Origin of the sequence: Roseateles rivi (genome assembly GCF_043555845.1) — a bacterium.
GTDB classification, from domain to species: domain Bacteria; phylum Pseudomonadota; class Gammaproteobacteria; order Burkholderiales; family Burkholderiaceae_C; genus Roseateles; species Roseateles rivi.
Map to the genome: position 1 here is coordinate 1 of NZ_JBIGHZ010000005.1, position 15,790 is coordinate 15,790.

Below are 15,790 nucleotides of genomic sequence, written 5' to 3' on the forward strand. Positions count from 1 at the left end.
GCTCCGCCTCGCCTGCGAGCTCAACCTCGCCCAGCGCCTGCTCTGGATGTTCGGCCAGCGCTTGCAGCATCGCCAGGTAGTGATCGCCCAGCCGCTCGATCGTCGTCGGTTCGAACAGCTCCGCCGCGTAAATGAGCGTGGCCGTCACGGTTCCATCCGCGGCCTCGACCGTCTCCAGGCTCAAGTCGAACTGCGCCTCCCATTCGCGCAGGTCCCAGGGCCGCACGCGGAGATTCGGCCAGTCCGCCAGCGAGCGATGGTCGCGGCGCAGATGGTTGAACATCACCTGGAACAGCGGGCTTTGATTGACGCTGCGCTCCGGCTGCAGTGCCTCCACGAGGCGCTCAAAGGGCAGATCCTGATGCGCCTGAGCGTCGAAGGAGGCCTGCCGCACGATTTCCAACAGTCGATCGAGCGACATCCTCGCGTCGACCACGCCGCGCAGCACCTGGGTGTTGACGAAGAAGCCGACCAAGCCTGCGGTTTCGGCGCGCAGGCGGTTAGCGATCGGCACCCCGATGCGCAGGTCGGACTCGCCGGTCAGCCGGAACAGCAGTCCCTTGAAGGCAGCCAGCAGCGACATGAACAAGGTTCCCCCGCTCGCCTGTGCCTGCTTGCGGAGCATGTCGGTCAGGGCCGGTGGCAGCGCGAGATCGTGCTGGGCGGCTGCCGCGCACTGCTTCGCCATGCGCGGCCGGTCGGTCGGCACGACCAGGACGGGCTGGACGCCGCCGAGCCGGCCTCGCCAGTACTCCAACTGCCGCCTGACCTCGACGGATTCGACCTCACGACGTTGCCACTCGGCGTAGTCGCGGTAGTCGATCGGCAGCGTGAACATGTCGGCCGGCGAGCCGTCGACCTCCTCCCGATAGAGCCGCCCGAGATCGTCCAGGATCACCTGGGTCGACCATGCATCCGAGATGATGTGATGCATGGCTACGAGCAACCAATGCTCGTCATCGCCCTGCTTGAAGAGCCGCGTGCGCCACAACGGACCTTGCTCGAGGTCGAAGGGCTCCGTGCAGGCCGATCGGAGCGCGGCATCGTCCATTGCTTGGCCAGCGAGGTCCATCAACGGTAGCTCGACCCCGGGCGATGCCAACACGACTTGTTCGGCCGAGCCGTCCTCACGCTCGCGGAAGGTGGTACGCAGCGACGCATGCCGCCGAGCCAAGGCCTCGAGCGCGCGATGCAACGCCGCGACGTCGAGTCGACCCGACAGCTTCAGTCCCCCGGACAGATGGTTGGCCCGGCTCGTCGGGTCGAGTCGCCAGAGGAACCACTGCCGTTGTTGGGCGAAGGACAGCGGCGCGGGCGCAGATGGCGAGCGCGGCGCAATGGCCGTCTCGGCGGTTGCCGGAGCGGCAGCGCCACGCATCCGGGCAGCGAGTTTCGCTCGTTGTTCCGGGGTCAGGCCTGCTCGGCGCTCGGACAGATTCAGCGGATTGGACATGGACAACAAACCTTCAAACCGCAGCGCCCTTCGCCGCTTCCTCGTGCTCGATCGCTTCGATCAGGCGCAGTTCGACGGTCGCGGCCAGCGCGGCGATCGTCGGGGTCTTGAAAAACTCTGCCGGGTGCAGTTGGACGCCGTAGAGACTCCGCAGCCTGGCCACCAGTTGGATGGCCAGCAGCGAGTCGCCGCCGAGCTCGAAGAAGTGGTCCTCGGCGCCGATCGAGTCGATGCCGAGAAACTCGCCCCACAGCGCCGCGAGCCCCTCCTCGAGTTCGCTTTGCGGTGCTGCGTAAGGCGTCGGCAGCGCCGGTCGCGGATGGCGTGCGCGCGGGGCGATCGGATCAGCGAGCAATTCGCTTGCATCCAGCGTCGAGGCGGACTGTGCGAACTGCTGCTCGAGGTCAATGGTCGAGACGACCAGCTGTGCCGATGGAGCGACCGCCAGCACGCGCTCCAGCAACTCGCCTGCTTCGGCCGGATCGATACCGAATCCGTCCGGCAACCTTTGCGAGGCCGCCATGCCGACATCGCGCCACGCGTCCCAGGCGACGGCAATCGCGCGCCGGCGCCCGTCGCGCGCAGCACGCTGCGCAATCGCCTCGAGCGCGCAGTTCGCAGCACAGTAGTCGACCTGGCCGAAACCGCCTGTGGCCGCGGTCAGCGACGAGCACAGCAGCACGAAGTCCGCCGCATCGTCGCCCAGGGCATCGAGCAGGTTCAAGGTGCCGTCGAGCTTCGGCGCAAGCACCCTCTCGATCGCCGCGCGGTCCCGCTGGGCGATCCGGCCACCACCAGCGACGCCGGCCGCGTGAATCGCGCCGTCGATCGCACCGAAGTGCGCCCGCGCCACGGCAAGCGTCTCTCGAAGTCCGCGCTCGTCAGCCACATCGGCCTGCAACGCCAACACTTCCGCGCCGGCGGCCTCGAAGGCGGACAGCTCGGCGCGCTGCGCGTCGTCGGGCGCCCCTCGCCCGACCAGGACCAGCCGCGCCTGCCAGTTCAGAGCGAGGTGACGCGCGAATGCCAGGCCGATACCGCCGAGCCCCCCGGTGATCAGGTAGACACCGTGCTTGCGCAGCGGCACGTCGCCTCCCGAATCGTTGCCCGGGTGGCCGAGCAGTGGCTCGTAGTCTCGAATCCACCGATGGGCACCGCGATACGCGACGAGCTCTACGCCCGTTCCGCCCTCGATCTCCAGCGCAATCTGGCGGGCGAGCGCGCGCTCGGCGTCGCTGCGTGCTGCCGGCGCGACGATGTCGATCAAACGGCAAGCGAGCTGCGGATACTCCTGCGGAATCACCTTGCAGGGGCCGTGCAGCGTGGCCTTCTCCGGGCGCAACACTTCGGCGCCCGTCACGTCCTCGAGCCCGTCGGAGACAACCGTGATGGTCAGCGGCTGCACTGCGGAGACGCTCACCGCGTCGAGCGCCTGGGCCAAAGCGATCAGGCTGTGCAGTCCGCGCTCCTGCATGGCTTCCGGTGGCGGCGTTCCGCGGTTCAGCGAGCCCAGATGGCAGATTGCCGCGAGCGTGCCATGCTCGCGCTCGACCTCGCGCAACAGGACCTCGACTTCATCTTTGGACGAGCTTGCCGCGGCGTGCACGACTTTCAGGCCGCGGGCGGCAAGCTCGACACGCAAGGCCGCGCACACCCCTTCGGCCGGGCCGAGCAGCAGCACGGCGCCAGCACACGCCGGGCGCTGCACATGACGCGGCAATGGCACGCGCTTCCAGACCGGTTGGTGGAACCACGCGTCAATCGGAAGTCGCCGCTTCAGCGAGACAGGCGCGAGGGGCGCTGCCGCCCGTGCCCCCCGTGCCGCCGACGGCGCCTCGATCCAGTACGACTGCCGCTCGAACGGGTAGGTCGGCAGAGGCACGCGACGGCCGGGCGAATGCGGATAGCGGTCGACCGCAACGCCGGCGACCCACAGCCTGGCGATGCAGCGCGCGGGCTGGTCTGCGTTCAACGCCGCACGTTGCGGGTGGCATTGGGAAGCGACGATCGGTCGCGCCGAGCCCGCCAGCGGGTGACGCCGAGCCAGGCCGCTGAGGGTCTCGCCCGGACCGACTTCGAGCAATGCCCGATCGGGCTTGGCGAGCAGTTCGCTGAGGCCGGCCGCAAAGCGCACGGTGCCGCGCAGGTGCTTCACCCAGTAGGCCGGACTGCACGCTTCCTCCGGCGTGATCCAGCGTCCCGTCACGTTCGACACGAACGGAATACGCGGCGCAGAAAGACGCACGCGCGCAAGGTGCTGCTCGAACTCGGCGAGCATGGGCTCGACCAGCACCGAATGGAACGCGTGCGAGACATGGAGGCGCCGAACAGCGGCGCCACGGGCTTCAATCAGCACTTGGGCTGCCGCGATGGCATCCGTCGATCCGGCCAGCACGCACAACGCATCGGCGTTGACCGCGGCCAGGTCGCAGCCCGCCAGTTCGAACGCTGCAAGCTCGGCTTCGGACAGGCTGACCGCGAGCATCGCCCCGGGCTCGGTTGCCTGCAGCAGCTTGCCGCGCAGCGCGACGATTGCCAGCGCCGCATCGAGGTCGAAGACGCCCGCCACGCAGGCAGCCACGTACTCGCCGATGCTGTGGCCGAGCATGGCGTCCGGCGCCAGCCCCCAGCGCATCCAAAGCTTCGCCATCGCATGCTCGATCACGAACAGCGCCGGCTGCGTCAGCGCAGTCTGCTGGAGTCGCTCCGCCGCCTCGACGGCATTCGAGGCGGCCGGGAACAGCAGACTTCGCAGGTCGAGCCCGAGAGGCTCGCACAGCTTGTCGCATGCCTCGTCGACCGCAGCACGGAAAACGGGCTCGCGTTCATAGAGCGCGCGGCCCATGTCCGGATGCTGGGCCCCCTGCCCAGGGAACAGGAACGCCACCGTCGGCTGTTCGGACAAGACCCGCCCCTCGAACAGCTCGTTCGCGCTCGCGCCGTCCAGCGCCGTCCGAGCTTCCGACAGATCGCGCGCGATCAGCGCGGCGCGGTGCTCGAAGTGCCTGCGACCGGCCCGAAGCGTGTAAGCAATGTCCGTCAGACCCGGGGGCGACTCCTCCCCCAACCGTTCAGAGAGGCGACGACGCGCCGCAGCAAGGGATGCAGAACTCCGCGCCGACAGCTGCAGCACTTGCAGGCCGATGTCTTCCGCCACGACGAGCTCCATGGGAGGAGCTTGCTCCAGCACGACGTGGACATTCGTCCCCCCCATGCCGAACGAGCTGACGCCGGCATACCGCGCGCCTTTGGGCCACGGCTTGCTCTGGGTATTCACATAGAACGGGCTGCCCGCGAAATCGATCTGCGGGTTCGGACGCTCGAAATTGAGGCTGGGGGGAAGCACCCCGTCGCGGACGGCCGAAGCCGCCTTGATCAGTCCGGCAACCCCAGCCGCTGCGTCCAGGTGTCCGACGTTCGTCTTCAGCGATCCGAGCGCGCAGTAGCCTCGTCGCTCGGAACCGCGGCGGAACGCCTGGGTCAACGCGGCGACCTCGATCGGGTCTCCGAGGGTCGTGCCCGTGCCATGCGCCTCGACGTATCCGATGGCGTCCGACGGAACCTGGGCCATCGAATGCGCCGCGACGATCACTTCGGTCTGTCCGTCGACGCTCGGCGCGGCGAAACCGACCTTCGCTGCGCCGTCATTGTTGAGCGCCGAGCCCTTGATGACCGCGTGGATCGTGTCGCCATCCGCCAGCGCCTCGTCGAGGCGCTTCAGCACCACGACGCCGACACCGCTTCCGATCAGCGTGCCCGCCGCGCGCTCGTCGAATGCGCGACAGTGGCCATCCGGCGACAGGATCGCACCTGGCTGGTGAAGATAGCCGCCTTGCTGGAGCAGGTTGAGCCAGACGCCGCCGGCAAGCGCGAGATCGGCTTCATGGTTCAGCAGCCCGCGACAAGCCAGATGCACGGCAGCCAGCGAGGTCGAACATGCGGTCTGCACGGCCAAGCTCGGACCGCGAAGATCGAACTTGAAGGCGACGCGGGACACGAGCGAGTCCTGGTCGTTGCCGTTCATCAGCCCCAACAGCGCCGAGATGTCGCCGCCGCGCCAGTCGAGCGAAGGCAGCAGATGGCGCATCAGATAGAGATTCGCACCGCATCCCGCATAGATGCCCGTCAGCGGATTCGTTGCCGGCTCGCCGTAGCCCGCGTGCTCGAGCGCTTCCCACGCCGTTTCGAGGAACAGGCGGTGCTGAGGATCGAACTGCTGCGCTTCGCGTGGCGAGTAGCCGAAGAACCCCGCGTCGAATCGATCGAGCCCTTCGAGGAGCACGCCGGCCTTCACGTAGTTCGGGTCGTCGAGCAGCGCCGCATCGACGCCTTGCCGGCGAAGTTCCTCCGCATCGAAGCGGGTGACCGATTCAAGGCCGGCCTGGAGGTTGCGCCAGAAGGCATCGACGTTGTCGGCGCCCGGAAAACGGCCGGCCATGCCGACGATGGCGATCTCCGCACCCGTGCGGTCCTGCAGTGAATAGCTCATGTTGTCGTCTTGCTGGTGCGGCGGGGCAGGAACGCGCCGAGCTGCCGGCGGCCGCGTGCTTCGACCTCGGCAATACGTTGCGGCTCCGCCGGGCCGGCCGCGGCCAGGAACGCTGCCAGCGTGGCCAGCGTGGGGTACTTGAAGAGATCGACGACCGCCGGCTTCTTGCCGAGCCTGTCCTCGATCATTCGATGGGCCTGCAGCAGCAGCAGCGAATGCCCGCCGAGCTCGAAGAAGCTGTCGTGACGGCCGACGCGCTGCACATGCAGCAGCTCGGTCCAGATGCCAGCCAGTGCCGACTCGATGTCGCCCTGAGGCGGCTCGGTCACTCGCTCAGATGCGGGCAACGGATCCGGCAAGGCGGATCGATCGACCTTGCCGTGGACGCCCACGGGCAGGCGCTCGAGCACCACCAACAGGGCCGGCACCAGGTGATCCGGCAATGCCGCCGCGAGCCGCTGGCGCAGCTCGATCGCATCGACGGTCAATCCCGCGCGCGGCGCAACGTAACCGATCAAGCGCAGCCCTGCTGCGTCGTCGCGCGCAATGACGACCGCCTCGCCGATCTCAGGATCGGCAAGCAGTTGCGTCTCGATTTCGCCAAGCTCCACCCGCAGGCCACGCAGCTTGATCTGCCGGTCCGCCCGACCGATGAACTCGAGCGCCCCGGCGGCGTTCCAGCGCACGAGGTCCCCGGTGCGATACATGCGCCCCCCTCGCGTGTCGAAGGGGTCCGCAACGAAGCGCTCGGCGCTCAGCGAAGGACGCGCCAGGTAGCCGCGCGCCAGCAGCGGACCGCCGATGCACAGCTCGCCGACCGCGCCGAGCGGTGCGAGATTGAGATCGGCATCGACAACATGCAGGTGCCGCCCGGCCAGCGCGCGGCCGATCGGCGCGTGGTCCGATTCAGGCGCGATCTCTGCGCAATCTTGCACCGTCGCCGTGACGACCGATTCCGTCGGGCCGTAGAGGTTAAGCAGTCGGACGCCATCGATCCTGACCGCGCGCCAGGCGCGCAGTCCCTGCGCGGGCATGGCTTCGCCCGAAACCTGTACCTGGCGCAACTCGCCTCGGTCGACACTTCCCTGACGAGCCCAGTCCTGTGCCAGCAGGTTCCAGTAGGCGGCCGGGAGATCGGCGATGCTGATGCGCCGCTCGATCACCTCGCGCTGGAACTCTTCCAACGTCCACAAGGCAGGACCTCGCAGCACGATGGCTGCGCCGACCGCAAGCGGAGCGAACAACTGCTCGACGAAGCCATCGAAGCTGATCGTCGAGAACTGCAACATGCGATCCGACGACGACAGGCGCAGATAGCTTTGCGCCGCCTCGAGGTGCCGCGACAGCGCCCCGTGGGAGACGCCGACGCCCTTGGGCAAGCCCGTCGATCCGGACGTATAGATCACATAGGCCAGCGACTCGCCATGCACGGCTTCGTTCGGGTTCGAATCGGGCTCGGCATCGACCGCCGCGGCATCGACCCTCAGCACCGGTATATCGACGGCCGGAAGCTGCGCGTCTTGCCTGGTCGCGCAGATCAGCACCTTGATGCCGCTGTCCTGCGCCATGAAGGCCAGCCTCGGCCGCGGATAGTCGGGATCGAGCGGCACATAGGCAGCGCCGGACTTCAGCACGGCAAAAACCGCCACGAGCATCGCTGGCGATCGTTCGAGCAGGATGCCCACGCGATCGTCCGGCCCGATGCCTTGCGCCCTGAGTCGATGGGCAAGCCGGTTCGCGGAGGCATTGAGCTCGGCGTAGCTGAGCTGCGAGTCACCGAAGATCACCGCCGGCGCATCGGCGCGCTCCTTCGCGCGCTGCTCGAAGGCCCGATGTACAGGAAGAGACGTCGTCGCGTCAGGCACCTGCCCTCCGCGGGCCTCACCAGCGAACAAGGGCACCTCGCCGATGCACTGCTTCGGGCGAACGCTCAAGGCTTCGAGTAGCCCGACATAGTGCGACGCGAGACGCTCGATCGTGCCGGACTCGAAACGCGCCTCCGGATAGTTGAATCGCAGTTCAACGCGGCCGCCCGTTCGCTCGATCGCGTCGAGCGCCAGCGCGAACTGGGCTGCCGGCTCGGGAAGCGCGAACTCGCTCGCGACGAGGTCTGGCAACGCCGACAGCGCGTCGGAGTCCTCGGTGCGGTGGTTCAGGACGACCTGCACCAGCGGACTCTGGCCGGCGTGGCGCGCAGGTTGCAAGGCCGCGACGAGAAGCTCGAACGGCAGGTCCTGGTGGGCTTGCGCACCGAGCATCGTCTTGCGAGCCTGCCCGAGAAGATCGAGAAAGCTGCGGCGTCCCTCAACGTCTCCGCGCACGACGAGTGTGTTGACGAACATACCCATCACGCCCTGGGTCTGGGCACGTTCTCGATTGGCGACCGGCACGCCGATGCGGATGTCGGTCTGGTCCGTATAGCGATGCAACAGCGCCTGGAATCCCGCGAGCAGCGCCATGAACAGCGTGGCACCTTCGGCGCGGACGAGGGAGCGCAATTGCTCGGTCAACGCCAATGGCAACTCGATCGAGAGACGCAGGGCGCGAGCCGTGGCCGAAGCAACCTGCTCGCCAGGCAGGCGCAATGCCGGCTGATCGTCACCGAGATGATCTCGCCACCATGCAAGCTGACGCGCGCCCTCGCCGCCAGCGAGCCACCCGCGTTGCCAGAGCGCGTAATCGCTGTACTGGATCGCAGGAGCGGTAGCCGGAGCGATCGCGTCTTGCAGATGCGCGGCGTAGTCGCGCGCGATCTCGCCGATCAGATGCTGAATGGAGGCACCATCGGAAATGATGTGATGGAACACCAGCACAAGCACATGCTCCCGCTCGCCCAGGCGCAGCAGGCTCGCTCGCCGCAGTGGGCCGCGGGTCAGATCCATCGGCGCGGACAGCAGGCGTCGAGCCTCGTCTACGGCCGCTCGTTCGCGCTCGGCCTCCGGCACGGTCCGCAGGTCGATGACCGGGACTTCGAACGACGAGGCAGGCGATACCTGCTGGAAGGCGATGCCGTTGCTGCCGCGGCCGAACACGGTCCTCAAGGCCTCGTGCCTGCCGACCGCGGCGTCCAGCGCCCGCTGCATGGACGTCATCTGCAATGCGCCACGCAGCCTCAATCCGAAGCTGACGTGATAAGCCGCGCTCTCGGGGTCGAGATTCCACAAGAACCATTGACGCTCCTGCGCGTGCGACAGTGGAAGCGGCCGGCCGCGTTGGTCGGCGGGAAGGCGCGGAATCGGGGTTTCGGAAGAACCGGCATCGAGGCGCGACTGCAGCGCTGCCGCACAGTCGACGAGCCGGGGGTGTTCGAAGACCAACCGAACCGGGAACGACACCTTCCATCGCTGGGCGACTTCCGCTGCGACTTTCGTGGCCGTCAGCGAGCTCCCACCGCTGGAGAAGAAGTGCAGATCCTTCAGGCTCTGCTGCTCGGCGCACGCGCCCAGCGCAGCGCGCCAGATCGAACCGAGTTCCCGTTCCAGTGCGGTGGTCGGGTCCGTCTCCCCTGTTGGCGACACCCCATCGCCGGACTCTCCAAGCACGAACCGCCCCGTCTCCCATATCGCGTAGGCATCCAGGGCTCCTGCACGCCATCCCTGCCGGCATGCGCCGCGCTGCAGCTTGCCGCTCGATGTCTTGGGCAAACCACCGGGATTCAGCAGGACGATGACGGACACACGCTCGCCGCTCTGCCGACCTACCGCGGTCGTCAGAGCCTCGATCAGCAGCTGGGTCGAACCTTGGCGTCTTGCGCTTCGAGACACCTCCGCTGCAATACCGATGCCCTCGCCTGATTCAGTGTCGACCGCGAACGCGGCGACGCGTCCGCTGCGGACTCCCTCCACTTCGGACTCGATGCATCGCTCGATATCCTGCGGGTACAGGTTGTGCCCCCGCACAATGATCAGATCCTTGATCCGCCCGGTGATGAACAGCTCGCCTTCATCGACGAAGCCGAGGTCGCCCGTTCGCAGCCACCGGGCGCCATCGCGCTCGACGAAAGTGCGCGCGCTTTCTTCGGCGCGCTGCCAGTAGCCCTGCGCCACGCTGGGGCCGCTGAACCAGATCTCGCCGACGCAACCGGGGGCCGTTGGCGAGCCCGTTGCAGGATCAGCGATCCGGATCGAATGCTCCGTCGGCGCGATGCCACAGCCGACCAGGGTGGCCACCTCGACCGCGCTGCCGCTCGAGTTCCTCTTTGCGTGAAGAGGCCGCGCCGCCGCCAAGCTTGCTGCATCGAACGCGCGCGGTAGGAATCCACTTCCGCGCCGGCCGCCGCTGACCAGCAGTGTGGCTTCGGCGAGCCCGTAGCACGGGTACACGGCACCGGCATCGAATCGCGACGAGGCGAAGCGTTCGACGAACGCGTGAAGGGTGTCGCTGCGCACCGGCTCCGCGCCCGAGAACGCGACACGCCAGCTCGATAGATCGAGCTCGGCCAGCCGCCCGTCCTTCACACGCTCGACGCAGAGGCGGTAGGCGAAGTCCGGCCCCCCGCTGATCGTCCCGCCATGACGTGCGATCGCCTCGAGCCAGCGCACCGGCCGCTCCAGGAAGAAGCTCGGGCTCATCAGGACGACAGGGATGCCGCGATGCAGCGGCTGCAGCAGTCCGCCGATCAGGCCCATGTCGTGATACAGCGGGAGCCAGTTGACGAACACGTCGTCGGCCCGCACGCCCAGGCGTTCCTCGATTGCGCGCTCGTTCGCCATCAGGTTGGCGTGGCTGACCATCACGCCCTTGGGCATCGAGGTCGAACCCGACGTGTACTGCAGGAACGCGATGTCCGCACCACTCGGCTCGTGCGGAACCCATTGCGCTGCCATTGCAGCGTCGATGCCGTCGACGGCAATGGTCGCCGCGCTGCCGAACAGGTCGGCATGGTCGCGCAGCAGATCGACCACGTCGCTTGTCGTGAGCACGACGGCGGCGGAGCAGTCTGCGGCGATCGAAGCCAGTCGCGCCAGGTGCTGCTCCCGTACCGACTCCGGAGGGAAGACCGGCACGGCGATCAGACCTGCGTGCAGGCATGCGAGAAACGCGACGACATAGTGCTCGTTGTTGTCGAGCGGCAGGAGCGCCCGAGCGCCCGGCTCGAAGCGTTGCTGCAACAGCGCAGCGACAGCTCGCACTCGCCGGTCCAGCTCTGCGTAGTCGAGCCGAACCTCACCCTCGCGCGACATGGCGACGAGCGCCAGATCGGCAGCCCGATCACGGGACAGCGCACTCAGATGCTCGACGAAGTTGCGCGGATGGCGGCGCTCTGCCGCGGTCACAGCGGATGTCACCAGACTCATGGACTGCTTGAGTTCGAAGAGAGCTTCAGAAGCCACTCAGGTTGTTGTGGGGCTCGGCCATCGCGACGACGACCTTTCGAGGCCCTTGATATGGTTCACGCGCGTGCGCCACGAGCATGTTGTCGAGCATGAGAACGTCACCCTGCTGCCATGCGAAGCTCACCGTCTCTTCGGCCAACACGGCACGGATCTCCTCGAGCACACCGTCCGGTATGGACGTGCCATCGGCGTACACGACGTTGCGAGGGAGGTTCTCGACGCCATAGAGCTCTTCGAGCGATTCACGCACTTCGGCCTGCAGATTCGAAGCGTGGAAGAGATGCGCCTGGTTGAACCACACCCGCTCCCCGCTGCGCGGATGGGCCGCGAGGCCCTGGACGAGCTGCCGCGTACGCAACCCACCCTCAATCGTCCACTCCCAACGGATGTCGCTACGAAGGCAGAACGCTTCCACCGCCGCACGGCTGTCGGTGTTGAACACCTTCTGCCAAGGCAGGTCGAGGTCTCCGTAGTTGCGGACGTAGACGAGTCCCGACTCGAAGCGCGAACGGATTGGCGCCGGCATACGACGCAGGATGGCGCGGCTGTCAGCGATCGGGGTTGCCCCGCCGCTCGGCGCCGCCGTCACGCAGTGGAACCAGATTTTCATCGGCCATTCGCGCGTGTAGGCCTGCTCGTTGTGCAGCGGGATGTGCTGATGCGCGGGGTACTCAGTAGACGTGTAGACGCCTCCCCCGACTTCGCTGCGCGGCGTCGAGCCGAACTCATAGCTCAGCAGCGGATGCCCGAAACCGGCCGCGAACTCCCGAAAGGCATCGACCGTCGGCACCGAAAATCCGCGCAGCAACACGCCGCCGACCACCAGCAGGTGAGCTTCGATCTGGTCGCGCAGCCGCGCCAGTGCGTCGAGCAGCGACTCGCCCGTCAGCGATGGCGTGATGAGAACGGGAAGCTCGCATCCGCGCGGCCCATTGCGTTCAAACGGCGTCATGAACAAGCCTCGTTTCGTTCGTGCGCGCCAACTGTGCGGCAACGCCTTGCAGCAGCGACCGCTCGTGCTGGCGGATGAAGAAGTGACCACCGGTGAACCACTCGAGCGAGAAGCCCGCGCTCGTTGCATCGCCCCAGGCCAGCAGGTCATCCACCGAGATGTCGTCATCACGGCCCCCGCACGCGTGCACGGGCACCGGCAGCGGGGGAAGAGCGCGGTGCGAGTAGCTCGCGCAAACGCGGTAGTCCGCCGCCAAGGTATCGAGCGTGATGCGCAGCAACTCGGGGTTCTCGAAGACCTCTTCCGGCGTGCCTCCGTGCGCACGGAGGTCCGCGATCAACGCTTCGTCGCCCACCTTGTCCGTGAAACGCTTGGCATCGCGACGCGACGGCGCAGGACTCCCCGACACGAACAAGTAGCGCGGCAGTGGCGCGCCGAGCAACCGCAGGCGCTGGGCCACCCCGTAGGAGAGCAGGCCACCCATGCTGTGGCCGAACAGCGCGTAGGGACGAGCACCCTGTCGATGTCGACCACCCATGATCTCGCGACTGATCTGCCCCACGAGCGCGTCGAAGTCGGTCGCGAACGCCTCGTCGGAACGCGCGCCGCGCCCTGGGAGCTCAATAGGCACCAGACTCAGCCAGGAGGGCACTAGGCGGCGCCAGCGCATGTACATCGTGGCACTCGCGCCCGCGCAGGGAAGGCACAGCAGATCGATCATCGAATCAAGCGACCCGAGCCTGCTCGTCCATCCAACGACGCAGTGACAGCGGGCGCATGTCGGTCCACGTCTTGTCGACGAATTCGGTGACCGTCTTCTTGTCGCCTTTGATGCCTTCGACAGCAGTCCAGCCCTGCGGTACCGCCTTCCAATGTGGCCAGATCGAGTACTGATCTTCGTGGTTGATCAAAACGATGAAGACTTCGTCTTCGCGGTCGAAACAGCTGGTAGACATGGGAGCGATCCTCAGTAGTTGGGTGTCTTGCGAACGAGCGAGACTGCTTTGAAAGATGACGTTTGGACGCGAGAAATGTTCAGCGCGATCACGCTTTTCCGGCTCCACGGTGGTGGAGCAGCAATGCGTCGCTCGCTTCGCGAAGGAGCGCATTGACGAGTCCCGTCGAAACCCCCATCTCCCGGCCTATGTCGCGTTGCGTCAGGCCACTGAGGTGATAGAGCTCAAAGGCCTTTTGTGTACGTGTAGGTAAGTTGTTAATTACACGGTCAACCAATGCCAATAGCTGTCGGCTGATCGCGTGCTGCTCTGGTGTAGCCTGCGTCGCCGGAACGTGCTCGGCCTCCTCCTGCGCGGCCATGAGATCGGACTCGAAGGAAGCCTTGCGCCAATGATCGAGCGCCAGGTTCCGGACCACCCTGAAGCAGAAATGGAGCGGTTGGCGCACGCTGGTCGCCTCCGAGACCCCATGAAGGCGCAGGTAGGCGTCCTGCAGCACGTCATCTGCTCGTTCAGGACTTCCAACGATGGCCAATGCAGCGCGCCGGAGAGGCTCACGATGCCCGACAAAGGCGGAGCGCAGCGCCGCCGAACCTTGATTCAACATGTAAACATCCCATCCGTCCCGCACCTCATTGCGGGACGACAGTAGTATGCTCCTGTTCTACAGAAACTGCAAATGATAACGATTCGCATTAGTAAATCATTGTCTTTATCGGCATATCACGCCAATGGCACGCAATCCACCATCAACTCCACTCAACACGGTCGAACGCTCTGTCGGCTGGCTTGGTCGTGACATCACCAGTGTCTTGGCGCTTCGACCAGGCCAAGTGCACCTGTGGATGGTCGATCGAGATCGCGCGGGTGATCCAGTGCTCCTTGATGCCGCCGAGCGACTGCGCGCCAACCGGTTCGCCACGCAACTGCTGTGCGACAGGTTCGCAAATGGACAGCAACATCTACGCAGCCTGCTCGCGCGGTACGTGGGGCGGGATCCCCACGAGCTTGTCTTCCGCCGTGGCTCCCATGGAAGGCCGCAGCTAAGTCCGGCCGATTTCGACTTCAGTTGGAGCCACCGCGACGCCATGGCCATGCTGGCCTGCTCCAGGTCGCGGATCGGTGTGGACATTGAGCGCATCGACGAGTCAAAGCTCGAGGCCGTGGCGGCGGCGTGTCATCAAGTCGAAATTGAAGTTCTTGAGCGCGCAGACGACCCAGCCACCCTCTTCGCGCAGATATGGACGGCCAAGGAAGCCTGCTTGAAGGCGGATGGACGGGGGCTGACCATCGATCCTCGAACCCTTTGCGTCGTCGACGACCATGGATGTCCAGCGGAGCTTGTCCAAATTCCGGGCAGCGCCCCGTGGCAAATCCAGCATGTTGCGGTCGACTCGCATCATGTGGCGGCGCTTGCTAGCAAGGCAGGCGATGCGGTTGATGTAATCCAACGTCACTGGTTTGGTTGATCGACGCATCCGTCCGGGTGATGTGTTCCAGGTGCTGGGTGTTGAGAGCCATCTATTGCGGATGCCCGTCGGCGAGAGGGCTCAGCTTGGTATCCAGTCCTTTCCTCAAGAGCCCGAGCGTGCCTAAAGGCCGAGGCGACCAAATTCCTTGGTTTCCAAGACGCGCGCGATGAACTTCGCTTGCTGCTCGACCTTGTCGCGTCGTTCGACACTCGAAAGGCGGTTGAGAACATCACTATCCACCGACCTGCCGCATCGAGCCGCAGTCGAACACAGCCGCAGATAGAGGATTCCATCAGGCCCACATTTGAACCCGGAGAAGCACATCGCCACGGGCAAGATGGCCGCGAGATCCGCGTCGTGCAACAGCGGATCCAACGACGATTTCCAATTGGTGTCGGTTGCTGCGAAGTCGATCCAAATCGCGAGACCTGGCCCCGCCCACTGCAGAGCGTCCGCACCGTAGCGCTCGAAGGTCTCCTTCAGCGCACGTCGGGTGCGACGAATTTCGTCGGCATCCGTCTCGTCTCGCAAGAGTTCCACGAGCACCGGGCTTAGCTCAAACCTTGCGTCAATGACTTCGTCTTGAAGCCGCCGCACTTGCGCCGTGAGTTCACGGGAAGGGATTGAGGCGAAAAGCCGGCATCGCTCGCGCAGGCTGTTCGTCGCCAGGAGGATGTTCTGCCCCCACGACTCGGATGCTCTCATTGTGGCCGACGAGTCGGAGCCGAGCACTACGGGTGCGCAGAACGATGCCACGTAATAGGCCGCGTACTTCTCCAATGGCAGAGAAGAATTCCTGCCACGCGTGTAGGCGGCAAAGAGAATTTCGGGAGCGCTCTCCCCTAACGAACGCAGAGTTGCCGAGGGCAATGTGTGCCCCGGCGTCGACAATAGGGGCACAGTCATCTTTGCGACAGTCGCTACGTCTTCCTGTCCAATTGATTGCGAGATTGGCTCTGTTCGCGGCGGCCCCGGCTCGATCGGGGATGCCGGGCTTGTGTGGTCGACCGAGACGATCACCGGAATGCTCGCCGCCATCAGGAGAACAACGCCGACATTCCACCGAAGAAAGGCTTTTCTCCGCATTGGCCCGCCACTTGCAGTTTTCCCTAGATCTGCAACCGGCCGCCGT

The 15,790-nt window shown here is 66.0% G+C and carries 10 protein-coding genes; 1 reads left to right on the plus strand and 9 read right to left on the minus strand.

Translation table 11 applies throughout. The features are described from left to right. The 8 genes from ACG0Z6_RS12695 to ACG0Z6_RS12730 all read right to left on the minus strand — a co-directional run. The coding region (locus ACG0Z6_RS12695) for a condensation domain-containing protein (RefSeq protein ID WP_394461966.1) at positions 1-1,453 on the minus strand (1,453 nt) is incomplete at its 3' end. A 13-nt stretch (positions 1,454-1,466) separates the two neighbouring features. Then, positions 1,467-5,942, minus strand: a complete 4,476-nt coding sequence (locus ACG0Z6_RS12700) for a type I polyketide synthase (protein ID WP_394461968.1) — start codon at positions 5,940-5,942, stop codon at positions 1,467-1,469. After that, positions 5,939-11,239: an amino acid adenylation domain-containing protein gene (locus ACG0Z6_RS12705; RefSeq protein WP_394461970.1), complete on the minus strand. Its 5,301-nt coding sequence runs from the start codon at positions 11,237-11,239 to the stop codon at positions 5,939-5,941. The genes ACG0Z6_RS12700 and ACG0Z6_RS12705 overlap by 4 nt, the downstream gene beginning before the upstream one ends. A 25-nt stretch (positions 11,240-11,264) precedes the next feature. Then, entirely contained in the window at positions 11,265-12,230 is a 966-nt protein-coding gene (locus ACG0Z6_RS12710; protein ID WP_394461971.1) for a TauD/TfdA family dioxygenase, read from the minus strand. After that, a complete protein-coding gene (locus ACG0Z6_RS12715) occupies positions 12,217-12,951 on the minus strand; it encodes a thioesterase II family protein (RefSeq protein ID WP_394461973.1) in 735 nt (244 codons plus the stop codon). The genes ACG0Z6_RS12710 and ACG0Z6_RS12715 overlap by 14 nt, the downstream gene beginning before the upstream one ends. A 4-nt stretch (positions 12,952-12,955) precedes the next feature. Then, complete coding sequence (locus ACG0Z6_RS12720; RefSeq protein ID WP_394461975.1) at positions 12,956-13,186, minus strand: MbtH family protein; 231 nt, start codon at positions 13,184-13,186, stop codon at positions 12,956-12,958. A gap of 88 nt (positions 13,187-13,274) precedes the next feature. Continuing rightward, positions 13,275-13,793, minus strand: a complete 519-nt coding sequence (locus ACG0Z6_RS12725; RefSeq protein WP_394461977.1) for a sigma-70 family RNA polymerase sigma factor — start codon at positions 13,791-13,793, stop codon at positions 13,275-13,277. 142 nt (positions 13,794-13,935) lie between these two features. Continuing rightward, positions 13,936-14,148, minus strand: a complete 213-nt coding sequence (locus tag ACG0Z6_RS12730; RefSeq protein WP_394461979.1) for a hypothetical protein — start codon at positions 14,146-14,148, stop codon at positions 13,936-13,938. Positions 14,149-14,274: 126 nt separating this feature from the next. Between ACG0Z6_RS12730 and ACG0Z6_RS12735 the strand changes: the two genes are divergently transcribed. Further along, positions 14,275-14,655 carry a 4'-phosphopantetheinyl transferase family protein gene (locus ACG0Z6_RS12735; RefSeq protein ID WP_394461981.1) on the plus strand — a complete coding sequence of 127 codons (381 nt, stop codon included), beginning with the start codon at positions 14,275-14,277 and terminating at the stop codon, positions 14,653-14,655. A 123-nt stretch (positions 14,656-14,778) separates the two neighbouring features. Here ACG0Z6_RS12735 and ACG0Z6_RS12740 read toward each other — a convergent pair whose 3' ends face one another. Continuing rightward, positions 14,779-15,696 (minus strand): hypothetical protein, encoded by a 918-nt coding sequence (locus tag ACG0Z6_RS12740; protein ID WP_394461983.1) that lies wholly within the window; start codon positions 15,694-15,696, stop codon positions 14,779-14,781. Between the last annotated feature and the right edge of the window lie 94 nt (positions 15,697-15,790).

Bases quoted from the DNA above. Each gene is read 5' to 3' on its own strand.
- ACG0Z6_RS12700 (WP_394461968.1), bottom strand. From the start codon at position 5,942: ATGAGCTATTCACTGCAGGACCGCACGGGTGCGGAGATCGCCATCGTC.
- ACG0Z6_RS12705 (WP_394461970.1), bottom strand. From the start codon at position 11,239: ATGAGTCTGGTGACATCCGCTGTGACCGCGGCAGAGCGCCGCCATCCG.
- ACG0Z6_RS12720 (WP_394461975.1), bottom strand. From the start codon at position 13,186: ATGTCTACCAGCTGTTTCGACCGCGAAGACGAAGTCTTCATCGTTTTG.
- ACG0Z6_RS12735 (WP_394461981.1), top strand. From the start codon at position 14,275: ATGGCCATGCTGGCCTGCTCCAGGTCGCGGATCGGTGTGGACATTGAG.
- ACG0Z6_RS12715 (WP_394461973.1), bottom strand. From the start codon at position 12,951: ATGATCGATCTGCTGTGCCTTCCCTGCGCGGGCGCGAGTGCCACGATG.
- ACG0Z6_RS12725 (WP_394461977.1), bottom strand. From the start codon at position 13,793: ATGTTGAATCAAGGTTCGGCGGCGCTGCGCTCCGCCTTTGTCGGGCAT.
- ACG0Z6_RS12740 (WP_394461983.1), bottom strand. From the start codon at position 15,696: ATGGCGGCGAGCATTCCGGTGATCGTCTCGGTCGACCACACAAGCCCG.
- ACG0Z6_RS12730 (WP_394461979.1), bottom strand. From the start codon at position 14,148: ATGTTGCTGTCCATTTGCGAACCTGTCGCACAGCAGTTGCGTGGCGAA.
- ACG0Z6_RS12710 (WP_394461971.1), bottom strand. From the start codon at position 12,230: ATGACGCCGTTTGAACGCAATGGGCCGCGCGGATGCGAGCTTCCCGTT.